Here is an 18264-nt window from a genome sequence, read left to right on the forward strand (position 1 = left end):
CAGATGGCGTTCTTCACCGCAGCCAGCAAAGCCGACTTCCAGCATCAACTGCAAGCAGCTCTGGCCCAGCACATCAGTGAACAGGCATTGCCACAAGTAGCCCTGTTTGCCGAGCAATTCTTCGGCATCATTTCCCTGGACGAACTCACGCAACGTCGAATGTCCGACCTGGCCGGCTGTACGCTGTCGGCCTGGCGTCTGCTGGAACGCTTCGATCCGGCGCAGCCGCAAGTGCGGGTCTATAACCCTGATTACGAGCGCCATGGCTGGCAGTCGACCCACACCGCCGTAGAAGTACTGCATCACGATTTGCCGTTTCTGGTGGATTCGGTACGTACCGAGCTGAACCGCCGCGGTTACAGCATCCACACCCTGCAGACCACGGTGTTGAGCGTTCGCCGCGGCAGCAAAGGCGAGTTGCTGGAAATTCTGCCCAAGGGCACCAGTGGCGAAGGCGTCTCGCAAGAGTCGCTGATGTACCTGGAAATCGATCGCTGCTCCAATGCCGCTGAATTGAATGTGCTGAGCAAGGAACTGGAACAGGTTCTGGGTGAAGTGCGCGTCGCCGTGGCTGATTTCGAGCCAATGAAAGACAAGGTCCAGGAGTTGCTGGCAGGTATCGACAGCTGCCAGTACGTCGTCGATGCCGACGAGAAAGCCGAAATCAAGAGCTTCCTGGAGTGGCTGGTGGGCAACCACTTCACTTTCCTGGGCTATGAAGAGTTTGTGGTACGTGACGAGGCGGATGGCGGTCATATCGAATATGACCCGCAGTCGTTCCTCGGTCTGACCAAGCTGCTGCGGGCCGGCCTGACTGCCGAAGACCTGCGCATCGAAGATTACGCCGTCAGCTACCTGCGCGAGCCGACCCTGCTGTCGTTTGCCAAGGCTGCGCACCCAAGTCGCGTACATCGCCCGGCTTACCCTGACTATGTCTCGATTCGTCAAATCGATGCCGACGGCAAGGTGATCAAGGAATGCCGCTTCATGGGCCTGTATACCTCGTCGGTATACGGCGAGAGCGTGCGGGTGATTCCTTATATCCGGCGCAAGGTTGCCGAGATCGAACGCCGTTCCGGCTTCCAGCCCAAGGCTCACCTGGGCAAGGAACTGGCTCAGGTGGTGGAAGTCCTGCCCCGTGACGATCTGTTCCAGACCCCGGTCGACGAGCTGTTCACCACGGTGATGTCGATTGTACAAATCCAGGAGCGCAACAAGATTCGCGTGTTCCTGCGCAAAGACCCGTATGGCCGTTTCTGCTACTGCCTGGCCTATGTGCCACGGGACGTGTACTCCACCGAAGTGCGGCAGAAAATCCAGCAAGTGCTGATGGAGCGCCTGCAAGCTTCGGACTGCGAGTTCTGGACCTTCTTCTCCGAGTCGGTACTGGCCCGCGTGCAACTGATCCTGCGGGTCGATCCAAAAAACCGGATCGATATCGACCCGCTGATGCTGGAAAAAGAAGTGGTCCAGGCTTGCCGCAGCTGGCAGGACGATTACGCAAGCCTGGTGGTTGAAAGCTTCGGCGAAGCCAATGGCACCAAGGTGCTGTCGGACTTCCCGAAAGGCTTCCCGGCCGGCTACCGCGAGCGCTTTGCCGCGCACTCGGCCGTGGTCGACATGCAGCACCTGATGAGCCTGAGCGAGAAAAACCCGCTGGTGATGAGCTTCTACCAGCCGTTGGGTCAAAGCGCCGGCCAGGAACTGCATTGCAAGCTGTATCACGCAGATACGCCACTGGCGTTGTCTGATGTGTTGCCGATCCTGGAGAACCTGGGCTTGCGCGTACTGGGCGAGTTCCCGTACCGCCTGCGGCATGCCAATGGCCGTGAGTTCTGGATCCATGATTTTGCCTTCACCGCGGGCGAAGGCCTGAATCTGGATATCCAGCAACTCAACGACACTCTGCAGGATGCATTCGTGCATATCGTCAAGGGTGACGCCGAGAACGATGCCTTCAACCGCCTGGTACTGACCGCAGGTTTGCCGTGGCGTGATGTGGCATTGCTGCGTGCTTACGCCCGCTACCTGAAGCAGATTCGCCTGGGCTTCGACCTTGGCTATATCGCCAGCACCCTGAACAACCATACCGACATCGCCCGCGAGTTGACCCGGTTGTTCAAAACCCGCTTCTATCTGGCGCGCAAGCTGACCGCAGAAGATCTGGATGACAAGCAGCTGCGTCTGGAACAAGCGATCCTGACTGCGCTGGATGACGTTCAGGTACTCAACGAAGACCGCATCCTGCGTCGCTATCTGGACCTGATCAAAGCAACCCTGCGGACCAACTTCTACCAGCCGGATGCCAATGGCCAGAACCGTTCGTACTTCAGCTTCAAGTTCAATCCGCACCTGATTCCCGAGCTGCCAAAGCCGGTGCCGAAGTTTGAAATTTTCGTCTACTCGCCACGGGTTGAAGGGGTTCACCTGCGTTTCGGCAACGTTGCTCGCGGTGGCTTGCGCTGGTCCGACCGTGAAGAAGACTTCCGTACCGAAGTACTGGGCCTGGTAAAGGCTCAACAGGTGAAGAACTCGGTCATTGTGCCGGTGGGCGCCAAGGGCGGTTTCGTGCCACGTCGCCTGCCACTGGGCGGCGGTCGCGACGAAATCCAGGCCGAGGCGATTGCCTGCTACCGGATCTTCATTTCCGGTCTGCTGGACATCACTGACAACCTCAAGGACGGCGCGTTGGTACCGCCATTGAACGTGGTTCGTCACGATGACGATGACCCGTACCTGGTGGTAGCAGCCGACAAAGGGACCGCGACCTTCTCCGACATTGCCAACGGCATTGCCATTGATTACGGCTTCTGGCTGGGTGATGCGTTTGCTTCGGGCGGTTCGGCCGGTTATGACCATAAAAAAATGGGCATTACCGCCAAAGGCGCCTGGGTGGGCGTGCAGCGCCACTTTAAAGAGCGTGGCATCAACGTTCAGCAAGACAGCATCAGCGTGGTTGGCGTCGGTGACATGGCCGGCGACGTGTTCGGCAACGGCCTGTTGATGTCCGACAAGCTGCAACTGGTCGCGGCATTCAACCACCTGCACATTTTCATCGATCCGAACCCGGAGCCGGCCAATAGCTTCGTCGAGCGTCAGCGCCTGTTCGACCTGCCGCGTTCGGCCTGGTCGGATTACGACACCAGCATCATGTCGGCAGGCGGCGGGATCTTCTCGCGCAGTGCGAAAAGCATCGCCATCTCCCCTGAGATGAAAGAGCGTTTCGCAATTACCGCCGACAAGCTGACCCCGACCGAACTGCTGAATGCCTTGCTCAAGGCGCCGGTAGATCTGTTGTGGAACGGCGGTATCGGTACCTATGTCAAAGCCAGCAGCGAAAGCCACGCCGATGTAGGCGACAAGGCCAACGACGCGTTGCGGGTAAACGGCAACGAGTTGCGCTGCAAGGTTGTGGGCGAGGGCGGCAACCTGGGCATGACCCAGTTGGGCCGTGTCGAATTCAACCTCAATGGCGGCGGTTCCAATACCGACTTCATCGACAACGCCGGTGGTGTGGACTGCTCTGACCACGAAGTGAATATCAAGATCCTGCTCAACGAAGTGGTGCAGGCTGGCGATATGACCGAGAAGCAGCGTAATCAGCTGCTGGGCAGCATGACTGATGAAGTCGGCGGCCTGGTGTTGGGCAACAACTACAAGCAGACCCAGGCCATTTCTTTGGCGGCGCGCCGTGCATATGAGCGCATTGCTGAATACAAGCGTCTGATGAGCGATCTGGAAGCCCGTGGCAAGCTGGACCGTGCCATTGAGTTCCTGCCGTCCGAAGAGCAACTCAACGAGCGCGTAGCGGCGGGCCATGGCCTGACCCGTGCCGAGCTGTCGGTGTTGATCTCGTACAGCAAGATCGACCTCAAGGAAGCCTTGCTCAACTCCCAGGTCCCGGATGACGACTACCTGACCCGTGACATGGAAACCGCGTTCCCGCCGATGCTGGTCAGCAAGTTTGCCGCTGCCATGCGTCGTCACCGCCTCAAGCGTGAAATCGTCAGCACCCAGATCGCCAACGATCTGGTCAACCACATGGGCATTACCTTTGTCGAGCGGCTGAAAGAGTCGACCGGCATGAGTGCTGCCAATGTGGCGGGTGCTTATGTGATCGTGCGCGACATCTTCCATCTCCCGCACTGGTTCCGTCAGATCGAAGCCCTGGATTACCAGGTTCCGGCCGAAATCCAGCTGGCGCTGATGGACGAGTTGATGCGTCTGGGTCGTCGTGCCACCCGCTGGTTCCTGCGCAGTCGTCGCAACGAACTGGATGCGGCACGTGACGTGGCGCATTTCGGCCCGCATCTGGCGGCGCTGGGGCTCAAGCTCGACGAACTGCTGGAAGGTGCAACCCGCGAGGGCTGGCAGACCCGCTACCAGGCTTACGTCGCAGCCGGTGTACCGGAGTTGCTGGCGCGGATGGTGGCTGGTACTACGCACCTGTACACCTTGCTGCCGATCATCGAGGCTTCGGATGTGACCGGCCAGAATGCTGCGGATGTGGCCAAGGCGTACTTCGCCGTCGGCAGTGCGCTGGATCTGACCTGGTACCTGCAGCAAATCAGCAACCTGCCGGTAGAGAACAACTGGCAGGCGCTGGCCCGTGAAGCGTTCCGTGATGATATCGACTGGCAGCAGCGTGCAATTACCGTCTCGGTACTGCAAATGGCTGATGCCCCGACTGAAATCGAAGCGCGTCTGGCATTGTGGCTTGAGCAGAACAACTCGATGGTTGAGCGCTGGCGCTCGATGCTGGTGGATCTGCGTGCCGCCACCGGCAATGACTACGCAATGTATGCGGTAGCCAACCGTGAGCTGCTCGACCTGGCGTTGAGTGGTCAATCAGGGCTCTGACAGCCTGAGAAATAAAAAAAGCCCCGACTCGATTGAGTCGGGGCTTTTTTGTGTCCGGGGTGTAACGGGAAATCAGATCCCGATATTACCCAGGGTTTGTACGATATTGCGCAAGGTGCCAGCAAGGGTAGGGTGCTCGACCTCAAAGCGTTCTACCGCCAGATTAACGTTGTCGACCAGGCTGGTGTCCTGAGTTGCGTTTTCGACTTTGATCTGGGCATCGATCTGTTCGGCGAGTTTGTTGAGGTCGTCCCGCTCGTCAAGGGAAAGTGGCGGGTTTTTATCAAGTTGCTCGCGCAGGGAGTCGAGTTGTTTTTGCAGATCGCCGGCAGGCATAGCATTCATCCTTTATTGATAGGCTCTGTATAGACCTTCGCCGTGAACAAAAGGTCTGTAAGCGGGCCTCTAGATTAATCCACTCGGGCCAAGCATGCATGATCTCTATCAAAATCCCTATAGCGGCTTTTGCCGGCAGAGAGGGGCGAGATGCGGAAACTTATAACAAATGTAATTATTTTCGGAACGACTGCTGCATGGGTCAGTCTGTTGCAGGTGTTTCTTTGGGCGCCGAAAATCCAATTACCGTTATACTCTGCGCCTGACCCAGGGCGTAGCGCCCAAGTATTATGTATTTTTTAGGAGCTTTGCTATGCGCTGGACCGATCGTCTTGCTCAAATATGTGTCTGTGCCGGTGTTGCGATGGTCCCATTCACCGCCAACGCCGCCACCGAAGATGACCCGTGGGAAGGAGTTAACCGGGTCATTTTCAAATTCAACGAAAAGCTCGATACCTATGCCTTGAAGCCCCTTGCCCAGGGCTACCAGTTCATCACTCCGCAATTTCTGGAGGATGGCATCCATAACATGTATCGAAATATTGGCGACGTGCGCAACCTGGCCAACGATGTATTGCAAGCCAAGCCCCAGGCTGCGGGTGTAGACACGGCCCGTCTGTTGATGAATACCACCCTCGGTGTGGCCGGTTTCTTCGATGTCGGCACCAAAATGGGCCTGCAGCGCAACGCTGAAGACTTCGGGCAAACCCTGGGGTACTGGGGTGTACCTAGTGGTCCTTACGTGATGTTGCCGGTACTGGGTCCGAGCACCGTGCGTGATGCAGTCGCCATTTATCCGGACACCTTCGCCGAACCGTACCGTTACATGAATGATATCCCGGCCCGTAACATGGCAATCGGCATGGATGTTATTGATACCCGCGCCAGCTTGCTGTCTGCTGAAAAGCTCATTACGGGTGACAGGTACGTCTTTATCCGCAATGCGTATCTGCAGAACCGCGAGTTCAAGATCAAAGACGGGCAGGTTGAAGACGACTTTTGATTCTTGCGCTGTTGCTGCAAAAAAAACGGCCCTGAGGGCCGTTTTTTGCATTGTCGGGGTGGGGTGAAGGTTACTTTTGGCGGGGCTCGAACCTTGGTTTTAGTTGCCGTTCACGAGGTTCTTATAACCCGCAGGAATTTAACTTGACGAAGACCTGCGGCCACCATCGGCCTGAGCTTGAAACCCCCCGCGGATGGGAGTACCGTCTGCGCCTTACACGGGCACCTTTGTAGGATCGAGCAACACCATCGATTTGAATCAGGGATGTTCATAAGCCAATTCAGTCGTTGAGCCCGACCCGTTCGAGCTCCTACGCCAACCCAATTCTGGCGCCATTTGCCCACATGCAAAAAACCAGTGCCACGCTGCTGATCATTGATGACGACGAAGTAGTACGCGCCAGTTTGGCAGCCTACTTGGAAGACAGCGGCTTCAGCGTCCTCCAGGCCAGCAATGGCATGCAGGGTCTTCAGGTGTTCGAGCAAGAGCAGCCAGACTTAGTGATCTGTGACTTGCGCATGCCCCAAATGAGTGGCCTGGAGCTGATACGGCAGGTAGCGCAGCGCTCGTCGCAAACCCCGGTGATCGTGATTTCCGGTGCGGGCGTGATGAGCGATGTGGTCGAGGCGCTGCGCTTGGGTGCTGCCGACTACCTGATCAAGCCGCTTGAAGATCTGGCCGTTCTGGAGCACTCAGTACATCGGGCGCTGGATCGCGCGCGGCTGCTGGTGGAAAACCAGCGCTACCGCGACAAGCTGGAGTCGGCCAACCGCGAGCTCGAAGCCAGTCTGCATCTTTTGCAGGAAGACCAGAATGCCGGGCGCCAGGTGCAGATGAACATGCTGCCCATCAGCCCCTGGTCCATTGATGATTTCAACTTTGCTCATCAAATTATTCCTTCCCTGTATTTGTCCGGCGATTTCGTGGATTACTTCAGGGTCGATGAGCGACGGGTAGCCTTCTATCTGGCTGACGTTTCCGGTCACGGTGCGTCATCCGCGTTTGTAACCGTGCTGCTCAAGTTCATGACCACGCGCTTGCTGTTCGAGTCCAAACGCAACGGGACTCTGCCCGAGTTCAAGCCTTCAGAAGTGCTTGGGCACATCAACCGCGGCCTGATCAACTGCAAGCTGGGCAAACACGTGACCATGGTCGGCGGAGTCATTGATGAAGAAACCGGCGTGCTGACTTACAGCATTGGCGGCCACCTGCCATTGCCGGTGCTTTACACGCCTGACAGCGTGGGCTACCTGGAAGGGCGAGGGCTGCCGGTTGGCCTGTTTAACGAAGCGACCTATGAAGATCATGTTCTGAAGTTGCCGGAAGCTTTCAGTCTTACACTGATGTCGGACGGAATTTTGGACCTTTTGACCGAGCAGACGCTCAAAGAGAAAGAGGCAGCTTTGCCACAACTGGTAAAAGCAGCTGGCGGCAGCCTGGATGGCCTGCGCCAAGAGTTTGGATTAGCTACGCTCGGGGAGATGCCGGATGATATCGCCTTGTTGGTGTTAAGCAGGAATCTTAAATGAGTACCGGTAGAATTCAGTTCGCCGAACAGGACGGTACATTTGTCCTGAAATTTGTGGGTGAAGTGCGCCTGACACTGTGTTCGGCACTGGATGCGACAATCGAGAGGATTTTCACGGCGCTGAATTTCAACGCCATCGTCATTGACCTCACCGAAACCCGCAGCATCGACAGCACCACCCTGGGTTTGCTGGCGAAACTGTCGATTTTGTCACGCCAGAAAATCGGTCTGTTGCCGACAGTTGTCACCACCCACGAAGACATCACGCGACTTCTGCAGTCAATGGGCTTCGATCAGGTGTTCAACATCATCGGCAAGCCAATTCCGTGCCCTGAGTGCCTGACAGACCTGCCATCCCAGGACCAGTCTGAAGAAGTGGTCCGGATCAAAGTGCTTGAAGCCCACAAAATTCTGATGGGGCTCAACGACTCCAACCGTGAAGCGTTCCATGATCTGGTGAATGCACTCGAGCGTCACTGACCCTTGAGTGGCAACCGATAAAAAAGGGCCGTCCTGTACAGGACGGCCCTTTTTAATTGCCTGCGATTCAGCGGCCTTCCAGCAGCTCTGCGGCTTGATCCAGCAAGGCCAGTGGGTCCTTGGCCTTGTGGATGTCCACTGACAGTAACTGACGGAAGCGCCGCGCACCGGGAAAGCCCTGGCCCAGCCCCAGGATATGCCGGGTGATATGGTGCATTGCCCCGCCCGCAGCAATGTGCGCCGCGATATAAGGGCGCAACAGCGCCAGGGCCTGGGCCCGTGAAATCACCGGTTCGGTACTGCCAAAAAGCTGCTGATCGACTTCAGCCAGAATATACGGGTTGTGATAAGCCTCACGCCCTAGCATCACCCCGTCAAACACCTGCAAATGCTCCTGGCATTGTTCAAGCGTCTTGATCCCGCCGTTGAGAATAATCTCCAGCTCAGGGAAATCAGCTTTCAGCTGCGCGGCAACGTCATAACGCAAAGGTGGAATATCGCGATTTTCTTTCGGCGACAGCCCTTCAAGAATCGCAATACGCGCATGCACGGTAAAACTGGTACAACCCGCATCCTTAACGGTGCCAACAAAGTCACACAGCTGCTCGTAACTATCGCGTCCGTTAATACCAATGCGGTGCTTGACCGTGACCGGAATGGAAACGCTGTCACGCATGGCCTTCACACAATCGGCAACCAGCGCCGGATGAGCCATCAGGCATGCGCCAATCATATTGTTCTGCACCCGATCACTCGGGCAGCCGACATTCAGATTCACCTCGTCATACCCGGCGGCCTGGGCCATGCGCGCGCAGCCTGCCAGATCGGCGGGAACACTGCCACCCAACTGCAGGGCCAGCGGATGCTCAGCCTCGTCGTGACGTAAAAAGCGCTCGGCATCACCGTTAAGCAGCGCGCCAGTGGTCACCATCTCGGTGTAGAGCAGGGTGTTTTTCGATAGCAGGCGCAGGAAGAAACGGCAATGACGATCGGTCCAGTCCATCATAGGGGCCACGCTAAAGCGTCTGGACACCGCAGAGCCTGTATTTACGTGGGGTGTAGCTGAATTCTGTACCATTTTGCTCTACGTGTTTTAGGCGTGTTTTAGGGGGTGAGTGGTACAAAGTACCAACCCGATTTCGAATTGTACCAGTTGACCATGGCCACTATCAGAGCAGGCAAACTCACCGACGGCAGCATTAGTAACACGGCACCGATACGCCTGATTCGTGAAGGGGCGCAAGTCTACCAAGAGAGCCAGACCTTCGCCCGAAAACAGGCCGCCCAGGCATGGGTTGGCAAGCGTGAAGCCGCGCCGGATCAACCCGGCGCGATCGAGCGGGCAAACCGTGTAGGCGCCATGGTTAAGGAAATGGCACTGGCCCGACGAAAAACCCGGCTTGCTGGTGTTCAGCGTGGGCGGTGAGGTTGGCCCATGAGCCACGTCCTTTCCGAGCACGACCGCATGATCGCGGGCATGGTCAAGGAGTGCTATGTAGTCGCCCTGGACCTGACTGCCCGGCCGCCGGTGTGCCGGGCTTGTTTGGCGATGCCGGGCCCGCCCCGGATAACCGGGATCACGTCGAGCGCTGGCTGTTCGACGATGGAGGGTCGTTGACTTACTACTGGCTGGCTCACAGTTACAGTATTGTGCTGCCGACTGGCCTGGTGGATATCAAGGTCGTCGGCGACCGTTACGGATAGCGCTGTGGCGGTGACGTCCGGGGCGATCGCGCTCGATGATGTGACCATTTACGGCGAAGTGATGATCAACCGCGGGCTGCGCGTCACGGGGGATATCAACGGTGGCGGAGCAATTATCGACACCAGTGGCAACACGGCTAACCACAAGCATTGAGGGAGTTCGAGTCAGCTTTATGAATCAACTGTGTTCGCATGATAGTCCTTGGCAAATCTAACAGCAGTGGTAATAGCTGCCCGGGCTTGGGGACTGTTCTTCCAGCAAGTCGATCCAACTGCTGCTGATGCCTGAGCCAGGATGTCGTCGACACTCGCCTTGCTGAGTAAATTAAGCGAGTCAATGCCCATCTGCTCTAGGCGAGCGATAACGGTCGGTCCTACGCCTTTTAGGGCCAGCAAAGCATTATGTTCCGTCTGTGGAAATGGCATCCGTAAACTCCTGTTATCGGGTAATGAGGACTACGGAGTGTGCCCGACAGGAAAGGGCAGCTCAATAGATGGGCAGCATTACTACAGCGATAGCTTTCAACTCAACTAACCCGCCAGGCGCGGGTATTTTTTTTGCCTGGAAAAAACAATGGCTAGCCAATCAACCCCGCCCGACTAAAAATGTAAAGTCTGAGCTGGCGTCATTTTTCGAGTGCTGTTTTTTTCACTGTTATCGTAGTTATTAAAGAAGTCGATGTTGATTGTGAGAGGTTGGAAGTTATTTTTGGTTGTCGTCTTGCTCGATTAGCCTGCAGAGAATCGTATATTAATTATCCTTTTTCGATACAAGTTTCCCGGTGAATGAAGTCGTAGCTAGGCATGCCTGGTGCTTATGCTTTAGGTGATGTGGGGTAGTGATACTGCATCTGTAAGGCTGCATCCCCGTGCAGTGAATCGCCTCGTACCATCCATCACTGACAAGGCTGAGGATTTCGCGTGATTGGCAGCAACCTACCCGAAGTGGCAGCTGGTCCACCCGAGGCATTAATGAGCCTCATTTTAGGTTTTTCTGCATCAGTGCATTCTGAAGTGTTATGCCCCGACGGATCGGAAATCCTCGGCGCACGACATGAAAACCGTACAATTCAAAGAACCTTTCAGCCGTCTTGCTGACATCTGAAGTCAGTTCGTCAATGCCAAGCAACCTGGCTTCTTCATGGATACGGTTCATGAGTAAAGTGCCTATTCCTTGCCGAGGATGAGTACCCGACACAAAAAAATGGTCGATGTAACCGTTCGGTTGAATATCGGCATAGCCCACAATTTTCCCGTCTACTTCAGCCACGAATGGGCGGAGATTTCGAAGATGCTCCGCCCATAGCGTCTGATCAAGATCAGCAGGAGCCCAGGCCTCGACTTGATCGCGAGTGTAATCGCGTGACGCGACTTCATGAATGGCAGAGTAAAAGACGTCGAACAACGCAATCTCATCCCCGATTCTGAACCGTCGAATCTCCATGGTTTTCTCACAAAGCGTCCGCAAAAAAGAAGAGTCTGTCATACCTGATAAAAATCAGGAATGAACCACCTCGAGTTCCATAAGTACAACTGGGTGCCTATTTTTGGTCGTTCGCTGCCGCTTATGTAAACGGTCTTTCTTTCGCGAATGGTCGTTCAAGGATGGGATGGTGGTACAAAATTTATACAGGGATTAGATTGGAGCCAGATAATGTTTACAGGTGCTCTGAGTTTTAAAACCTTCGCGCAGCAAAATCATGGGCACTGTCACCGTTCGCAAGCGCAGGGATGGATCGAAGGGTTACACCGCGCAGATCCGCATCATGCAAAAGGGTGTGACAGTTTATCAGGAAAGCCAGACGTTCTACCGCAAGGCGACCGCGCAGGCCTGGATCAAAGGTGTCAAAACTGAAATGTCAGTTTGGCTGGACGAGGTAAACATTTTGCTGCCGGGTTATGAACACGCAGCACGGATTATTCCTCGGCCGTGATCAACCTCTCTGATCTAGAATGTTTGCTGCGGCGGATTATCGAAACTTCTCAGGCGAGGCTGAGTCCGACGTATTGAGTTCCGCATCGCGTGATGCGCTCACCAAGTTGCTTACAGGGAGTTATTGAAATGAAAAAAACACGCCTCTCAATCCTGACTGGATCTTGCATGATGTTGATCGCGGCTGGAGCTTCAGCGGAGCAGTATCTGCCCGAGTTAGCCAGCAAGAGTCCGTACAAAAAAGCCTATGCCGAGATGCTTAGCTTTCCGAGCTGGGTCAGCAAAGCTCAGGGCGTCGCGTCGCCGGTTGAGAAGGTTTCGGCTGAAGGAAAAAGCTTCACCGTGGGGCATATGTGCAAGCCACACGACTGTGCAGACAATCAGCTCAGTGTTGTTTTTAGTGCCGATGGAACAAAGTCCTGGGGGCTTCTCGCTACGCGTTCAGAGGATGGGAAGGCCTTCAACAAACAGCTGCTGGGCAACCCTGACAGCGTGATCGAGGGACTTCTGAACAAATCCTTCTCTGATAACAATCCAGAAGACTAACCCGTGGAGCAAGATTTGGCGGTGTTCTAATACTGGCATGAGCTTCTAGGCGGCTTAATTGGCGACTTCTTTACTGACTTGGCCATGACCTATCCTTTCTTTACTTCTGCTGGCGGGCAATGTTTGTCGTTTGCATTGCTGGACGCGGGCTATGCGGTGCATGTAGTGCTGCTTTAGCTCGCTTTGGGTAGTGGATGCTGTGGACGGCGATGATCCGTTCAAAGGCCTTGGCGCCGATTGCGAGCTTGCCGCAGCACTGCCGCCGGCTGCCGCATTATCCACGCCCATATTGGTACGACCCCGGTGCTTGAGCTTGCAGGTAATGGATCGGGCAATTGTTTAGCGAGACTTTGAATCCCATGGGGTAACTAACCCGTCTTCGACAGTGATACGCAAAACGTAGCGGTTTATACCGTTGCGCTGGTATTAACCAATGTCCCCATTATTGGTTTTGAGCGACTTATGGTTTTTGGTCACTTCTATCCGCGCTTCAGAGAAATCATCGCATCCACGAAACGCTCAGCTTTCTTCTGCGTATCTACAAGTGAGCTGTTCATGACGTTCCCGCCAGTACTCCGGGTTTGCACAACCCATCGACCGCGTTTCGAGTAGAGGGCCACGCTGCCGATTGAGTTGTAGTAAATACGAGTCTGAACGGCTTTTGATGATGTTCTTGAATTGCCTGCGGCTATCGCTCCGCCACCCAGAGGGACTGCGCTGGCAAAGCCGCTGGTGGTCGAGAGTATGCCGCTGCCATAACCAATGTACTCATCAGTAAACACGACCTGCTCCGGTCTGGTCTTGAGAGGTTGCTCCATAAGTACCTGCTCAATTACCGAACGCGCCTGTTCCGGGCTGATCCTGGACGGAGTGTACTCAACGATTTTTGACACGCACCCTGTAAGAAGAAGTACTAGTGCAGCTATTGCGAAGGTTCTCATCACAGGCTCCGTTATTGTTGGCGGGGCATTCTGCCATGACAGCGTTGCTGATGCTAAAGACCCGCCAAATATTTAAGGGAGCGACATGGGGATTTTGACAGGTGCAGTGGTCAACTAACTCCGGGCACGACTTTAGTTTTTCTCGGCCTCCGCGGGCGTTAGCCCGCCATTGAATTGATGAGGCCGTATCCAGTTGTAGCGATGCATCAAGTAATGGCTGATGCCCCGTTGAGCCTGCTGAACCGACATATGACCTACTGGAGGTATCCACTCGGTTTTCAAGCTACGAAATACTCGCTCCATCGGCGAGTTGTCTTAGCAATTGCCCCTGCGACTCATGCTCTGGCTGATGCGGCACCGCCAAAGGTGCTGGCAAAAGTGGCGACTTGCTCAAGAGCGCGGTAGCCTTTTTTAGTATCGATTTTTAGCGTTTGAAAGCAGGCCCCCGGAAGGGCTGCTTTCGATCAGCTTCAGCAGGCTGCCTTCACCTGTGCTTTGTCGCTCGATCGGGAGCGGGCGATCACGGTGAGGATCGACAGGGCAGCGATCACCAGCCCGGGTGAGGTTGCCAGTAGCACGCCACTGGTGCCGGCTCCGGCGGCAAGGATCTGCCCGGCGGCCAGGGGGCCCGCCACTGAGCCCAGGCGACCGATTGCCACTGCCGCGCCGACGCCGGTGGCGCGCACTGCGGTCGGGTAGGACTGTGGCGCCAGGGCGTACAGCACCAGTTGAGCAGCCATGACAAACAGCCCGGCGGCAAACCCGGCAATCGACATGGGTACGATACCGATCGACAAGCCGACCCCGGCCAGCGCCACCAGTAACCCGGCATACACGAACAGCACCACTTTGAATTTGTTGCAACGATCCAGCAGCAGGCCACCGAGCAGCGAACCGAGGGCGCCGCCAATGTTGAACAGCATCTGCACCATGCCCGCCTGAGATTTGCTGAAGCCTTGTTCCAGCAGTAATGACGGCAGCCAGTTGAGCAGCATGTACATCACAGTCAGGGTGAAGAAGTAGCTCAGCCACAAGGCCAGGGTGTTGCGTGCGCGGCCTTCACCGAACAGTGCCTGGGTAGTGGATGGTCGCAGGTTGTCCGTTGCTGAGTGTTGTTTGCGGAAGGCAGTGGATTCGGGCAGCAGCAGGGCCATCAGCGGCACGACCAACAAGGGCGCCAGGCCGCCGATGATAAAGGTGGTTTGCCAGTGCTCACTGGAGAACATTGCCACCGCCGCCGCAAGTGCCCCGCCCAAAGGCACGCCGCAGTACATGAAGCTGATGGCGGTGCCGCGATTGCGTTCACTCACGGCCTCGGCGCACAGGGCGATCAGGTTAGGCAGGGCGGCGCCCAGGCCCAGGCCGGTCATGAAGCGCACCAGCAACAGGCTGGAGTAGCTCTCCACATAGGCTGTGCACAGGGAAAACAGGCCAAACAGCAGCACGGCAGTGATGAGGATTTTCTTGCGCCCGATGCGATCGGCGATCCAGCCGCCAAAAAATGCCCCGGGCAACAGGCCGAGGATCCCGGCGCTGAACACCCACCCCAGCATTTTCGGGTCCAGGGCAAAACTCTGACGCAGCCCGGCGGCAGCAGTGCCGGCGGCTTGCAGATCGAAACCCTCGATCAGCGCAACGATGAAGCACAAAGCGATTGTCAGCGTCGAATGACGTGATGGAGTGTCCATGGGTGAACCTCATTGTTGTTTTTATTGTGGAGTCGAGCCGTCCCGTCGTGGTGGGCACGCTGAAGAGGGCGGCTGCGATTAAGATAACAAATATAACTAAAAAATGAAGCTGGCCCTTGGTAACGCAAAAAATCAAAAATAAACCTTATAAAACAACAACTAAGCGTCTAGTTTCATATGTGCCAGAGAAATAGATAATAATATTAATGTTCGATTATCGGTCACTGGTGATTGACGATTGCCTTCGACTGTTTCCATTCTCTGTCCGCGAATCCGGTTGTACTGCGCGCACCGGTAGCAAAAACAACAATAAAAAATGGACATCGAACATGCCAAAAATCCCTACGAACGCCGTTGCGGCGGCGTCAGCCGCTTGTGTGTCCAGCATCTACCCAAGGTTATTGCTGATGCTGCTAGGCTTGAGCGTTGTGCCCACCCAGCTTCGGGCCGAGGGCTTTATTGACGACGCCCATGGCATCTTGACCCTGCGCAATTACTACCTGGACCGTGAATACCAGGATGGCGGGGCCAAGACCGCTGCCAAGGAGTGGGCTCAGGGTTTCATCATGAATATGGAGTCGGGGTTTACCGAGGGCCCGCTGGGTTTTGGACTGGACGTCCGGGGGCTATTGGGCGTCAAGCTCGATTCCGCGCCGGATCGCAGCGGCACCGAACTGTTGCCGGTGTCGGCCGGCGACAAGCGTGCGGCGGATGATTACTCGCGCCTGGCACCGACGGCCAAATTGCGATTTGCCAAAACCACACTGAAATCCGGGGATGTGTCGATTTTCCTGCCGTTCGCCTTTGCCAGCCCCTCGCGACTGCTACCCCAAACCTTTCGCGGCAGCACCATCAGTTCCAGAGACATCGACGGCCTGACCCTGAACACTGGCTACATCGATCGCATCAACAAGCGCGATTCCACGGACTATCAGGCCATGACCATCGCCTCGCCGAACGGGCGTTTCAACGGCGCCGCCACCACTTCACACATGGCCTACCTGGGAGGCGATTACCAGGTCAACCAGGATCTCAGTCTGCGTGCTTACCATGCCGAGGTGGCCGACCTGTACCAACAGGACACCCTGGCGCTGCTGCATAACCTGCCGCTGGGTGACGGTGTGCTCACCAGCGACCTGCGCAGTTTTTTCAGCCGCGAAGCTGGCAGTGCCAAGGCCGGCGCAGTGGACAACCGCAACCTCTCGGCACTATTCAGCTACCGTTTCGGCGGGCATCGCCTGGGCGTGGGTTACATGCATTCCAGTGGAGACACGGCAACCCCTTATATCAGCGGCACAGAGTTGATGGGCATGAGCGAACTGACCATGAGTTCAGACTTTCTCAGTGCCAAGGAGCGCACCTGGCAAGCCATCTATGACTATGACTTCGTGGCCTCCGGGGTGCCCGGTCTGAAGGGGCGGTTGCGTTATGTGCGCGGCGACAATATCGAGCTGGCAGCCTTCAACGCTGAAGACCGCAAAGAGCGCGAGTTCCAGATGGAGCTGGGCTATGTGGTGCAGAGCGGCCCGCTGAAAGACGTCGGGCTGTTGGCGCGCAAGTCGATCTATCGCAATGACTTCCCGGGCGGCGCGGCATTTCGCGATGAAAACCAGACCCGGTTTCTGGTGGTCTATACCTTGCAGATCTGGTAACCCCGAGTCCCTCAGCATTTTCCGCCGGCCGCCCATTTGCGGCGTGCCGGCGTCTGTGTTCAGTCCTGATAGACCTTCTTCAACAAGCGCAGCAGCTCTTCGCGTTCCTCGCCATCGAGCGCCGCGGTGGCGTCAAGGTCGCTTTGCACGGCGATCTGCTTGAGTTCCTTGAGCAGGGTCTCGCCGGTCTTGCTGAGGAAGATCCCGTAAGAGCGTTTGTCCGGTTTGCAGCGCACCCGTACCGCCAGCGCGCGACTTTCCAGTTTGTTGAGCAGGGGCACCACCTGGGGCGGCTCGATGGCCAGTGCCCGAGCCAGGTCGGCCTGCATCAATCCGGGGTTCTGGTCGATGATCGCCAGGGCCGAGAATTGCGCGGGTCGCAGGTCATGGGCCGAAAGGCGACCAATCAGGTTCTGGAATAATTTCAGCTGGGCGCGGCGCATGGCGTAGCCGATCAGGTCGTCCAGTGCCGAGTCCAGTGCGGTTTGCATCTGGGGCGGCGGCAGGGACTCGCTTGGGGCTGCGGGGGGTGAAGGCTTGGCCATTGCGGGTGAGTCCTGAAAAAGTGGAGGTTAACAAGGCTATCTATTTTGCCGGGGTTGGCCAGTGATAGCTATGGTCAATGTTGTTTTAAGGTGCTACGGCAGGTTCTTTCAGCGGGATAGAAAAATGGTTAATTTTATTAATGGTTAATTGACATAACTAAATTGCTGCTTTAATTTCTAGCTATCTTCAAGCCAAGAACAAGAGTGCATCATCATGAGCAACTACGAAGGTCGCTGGACAACGGTCAAAGTCGAGATTGAGGAGGGCATTGCCTGGGTCATCCTCAATCGCCCTGAAAAACGCAACGCGATGAGCCCGACCCTGAACCGGGAAATGATCGATGTGCTGGAAACCCTGGAACAGGACCCGGCCGCTGGCGTGCTGGTGCTGACCGGCGCCGGCGAGGCCTGGACTGCGGGCATGGACCTCAAGGAGTACTTCCGCGAAGTGGACGCCGGCCCGGAGATACTTCAGGAAAAAATCCGTCGCGAAGCGTCGCAATGGCAATGGAAACTGCTGCGCATGTACGCCAAGCCGACCATTGCCATGGTCAACGGCTGGTGCTTTGGTGGTGGCTTCAGTCCGTTGGTGGCCTGCGACCTGGCGATCTGCGCCGACGAAGCGACCTTCGGCCTTTCGGAAATCAACTGGGGCATCCCGCCGGGCAACCTGGTGAGCAAAGCCATGGCCGACACCGTGGGCCATCGTCAATCGCTGTACTACATCATGACCGGCAAGACCTTTGGTGGGCAGAAAGCCGCCGAGATGGGGCTGGTCAACGAAAGCGTGCCCCTGGCGCAACTGCGTGAAGTCACGGTAGAGCTGGCGCGTAACCTGCTGGAGAAAAACCCGGTGGTTCTGCGTGCGGCCAAGCATGGCTTCAAACGCTGTCGCGAACTGACGTGGGAACAGAACGAAGATTACCTCTACGCCAAGCTCGATCAGTCACGTCTGCTCGACACCGAAGGCGGCCGTGAGCAGGGCATGAAACAATTCCTCGACGACAAGAGCATCAAGCCTGGGCTGCAAACCTACAAACGCTGAGAC

14 protein-coding genes and 4 pseudogenes are annotated in these 18264 nt (G+C 56.3%); 10 read left to right on the forward strand and 8 right to left on the reverse strand.

Annotated elements, in window-relative coordinates; all coding sequences use genetic code 11:
* Positions 1-3 precede the first annotated feature (3 nt).
* Entirely contained in the window at positions 4-4860 is a 4857-nt protein-coding gene (locus B195_RS10385) for an NAD-glutamate dehydrogenase (RefSeq protein WP_003444722.1), read from the forward strand.
* A gap of 72 nt (positions 4861-4932) precedes the next feature.
* On the opposite strand, the gene B195_RS10390 is transcribed toward B195_RS10385, so the two are convergent.
* The gene (locus tag B195_RS10390) at positions 4933-5196 is read right to left on the reverse strand and encodes a DUF4404 family protein (protein ID WP_003444719.1); all 264 of its coding nucleotides are present in this window, start codon (positions 5194-5196) and stop codon (positions 4933-4935) included.
* Positions 5197-5509: 313 nt separating this feature from the next.
* Between B195_RS10390 and B195_RS10395 the strand changes: the two genes are divergently transcribed.
* The 3 genes from B195_RS10395 to rssC all read left to right on the forward strand — a co-directional run bounded on the left by B195_RS10395 (position 5510) and on the right by rssC (position 8207).
* Entirely contained in the window at positions 5510-6199 is a 690-nt protein-coding gene (locus tag B195_RS10395) for a VacJ family lipoprotein (RefSeq protein WP_003444717.1), read from the forward strand.
* Between the two features lie 344 nt (positions 6200-6543).
* On the forward strand, positions 6544-7728 hold the full coding sequence (gene rssB, locus B195_RS10400) for a two-component system response regulator RssB (protein ID WP_003444715.1): 1185 nt from the start codon (positions 6544-6546) through the stop codon (positions 7726-7728).
* Complete coding sequence (rssC, locus tag B195_RS10405) at positions 7725-8207, forward strand: anti-sigma factor antagonist RssC (protein WP_003444714.1); 483 nt, start codon at positions 7725-7727, stop codon at positions 8205-8207. Before rssB ends, rssC begins: the two co-directional genes overlap by 4 nt.
* A gap of 67 nt (positions 8208-8274) precedes the next feature.
* On the opposite strand, the gene dusA is transcribed toward rssC, so the two are convergent.
* Complete coding sequence (gene dusA / locus B195_RS10410; protein ID WP_003444712.1) at positions 8275-9285, reverse strand: tRNA dihydrouridine(20/20a) synthase DusA; 1011 nt, start codon at positions 9283-9285, stop codon at positions 8275-8277.
* A gap of 81 nt (positions 9286-9366) precedes the next feature.
* Between dusA and B195_RS10415 the strand changes: the two are divergent.
* Together B195_RS10415 and B195_RS10420 are read left to right on the forward strand one after the other, a co-directional pair.
* Positions 9367-9582, forward strand: a pseudogene (locus B195_RS10415) (integrase); the annotation flags it as partial.
* Positions 9583-9642: 60 nt separating this feature from the next.
* Positions 9643-10065, forward strand: a pseudogene (locus tag B195_RS10420) (phage baseplate assembly protein V).
* A 17-nt stretch (positions 10066-10082) separates the two neighbouring features.
* On the opposite strand, the gene B195_RS10425 reads toward B195_RS10420, so the two are convergent.
* Both B195_RS10425 and B195_RS10430 read right to left on the reverse strand, forming a co-directional pair.
* Positions 10083-10337, reverse strand: coding sequence for a hypothetical protein (locus B195_RS10425; RefSeq protein WP_003444708.1), 255 nt, complete (start codon positions 10335-10337; stop codon positions 10083-10085).
* Between the two features lie 553 nt (positions 10338-10890).
* Positions 10891-11397: a GNAT family N-acetyltransferase gene (locus B195_RS10430; RefSeq protein WP_238143960.1), complete on the reverse strand. Its 507-nt coding sequence runs from the start codon at positions 11395-11397 to the stop codon at positions 10891-10893.
* Positions 11398-11611: 214 nt separating this feature from the next.
* On the opposite strand from B195_RS10430, the pseudogene B195_RS10435 reads away from it, so the two are divergent.
* Together B195_RS10435 and B195_RS10440 are read left to right on the forward strand one after the other, a co-directional pair.
* A pseudogene (locus B195_RS10435) lies at positions 11612-11773 on the forward strand (site-specific integrase); the annotation flags it as partial.
* Positions 11774-11973: 200 nt separating this feature from the next.
* Entirely contained in the window at positions 11974-12390 is a 417-nt protein-coding gene (locus B195_RS10440; protein WP_003444702.1) for an Ivy family c-type lysozyme inhibitor, read from the forward strand.
* Between the two features lie 479 nt (positions 12391-12869).
* On the opposite strand, the gene B195_RS10445 is transcribed toward B195_RS10440, so the two are convergent.
* The 3 genes and pseudogenes from B195_RS10445 to mhpT form a co-directional block, all read right to left on the reverse strand.
* Positions 12870-13331: a hypothetical protein gene (locus B195_RS10445; protein WP_003444700.1), complete on the reverse strand. Its 462-nt coding sequence runs from the start codon at positions 13329-13331 to the stop codon at positions 12870-12872.
* A 110-nt stretch (positions 13332-13441) separates the two neighbouring features.
* Positions 13442-13718 (reverse strand): annotated as a pseudogene (locus tag B195_RS10450) (integrase core domain-containing protein); the annotation flags it as partial.
* A gap of 83 nt (positions 13719-13801) precedes the next feature.
* Positions 13802-15019, reverse strand: coding sequence for a 3-(3-hydroxy-phenyl)propionate transporter MhpT (gene mhpT, locus B195_RS10455; protein ID WP_003444699.1), 1218 nt, complete (start codon positions 15017-15019; stop codon positions 13802-13804).
* Between the two features lie 329 nt (positions 15020-15348).
* Here mhpT and B195_RS10460 point away from each other — a divergent pair, with 329 nt between their 5' ends.
* The gene (locus tag B195_RS10460; protein WP_191985170.1) at positions 15349-16671 is read left to right on the forward strand and encodes an OprD family porin; all 1323 of its coding nucleotides are present in this window, start codon (positions 15349-15351) and stop codon (positions 16669-16671) included.
* 59 nt (positions 16672-16730) lie between these two features.
* Here B195_RS10460 and B195_RS10465 read toward each other — a convergent pair whose 3' ends face one another.
* On the reverse strand, positions 16731-17216 hold the full coding sequence (locus B195_RS10465) for a MarR family winged helix-turn-helix transcriptional regulator (RefSeq protein WP_003444695.1): 486 nt from the start codon (positions 17214-17216) through the stop codon (positions 16731-16733).
* A 214-nt stretch (positions 17217-17430) separates the two neighbouring features.
* Here B195_RS10465 and B195_RS10470 point away from each other — a divergent pair, with 214 nt between their 5' ends.
* Complete coding sequence (locus B195_RS10470; RefSeq protein ID WP_003444693.1) at positions 17431-18261, forward strand: p-hydroxycinnamoyl CoA hydratase/lyase; 831 nt, start codon at positions 17431-17433, stop codon at positions 18259-18261.
* The last annotated feature ends 3 nt before the right edge of the window (positions 18262-18264 follow it).

The organism is Pseudomonas sp. Lz4W (assembly GCF_000346225.2).
GTDB classification, from domain to species: domain Bacteria; phylum Pseudomonadota; class Gammaproteobacteria; order Pseudomonadales; family Pseudomonadaceae; genus Aquipseudomonas; species Aquipseudomonas paraversuta.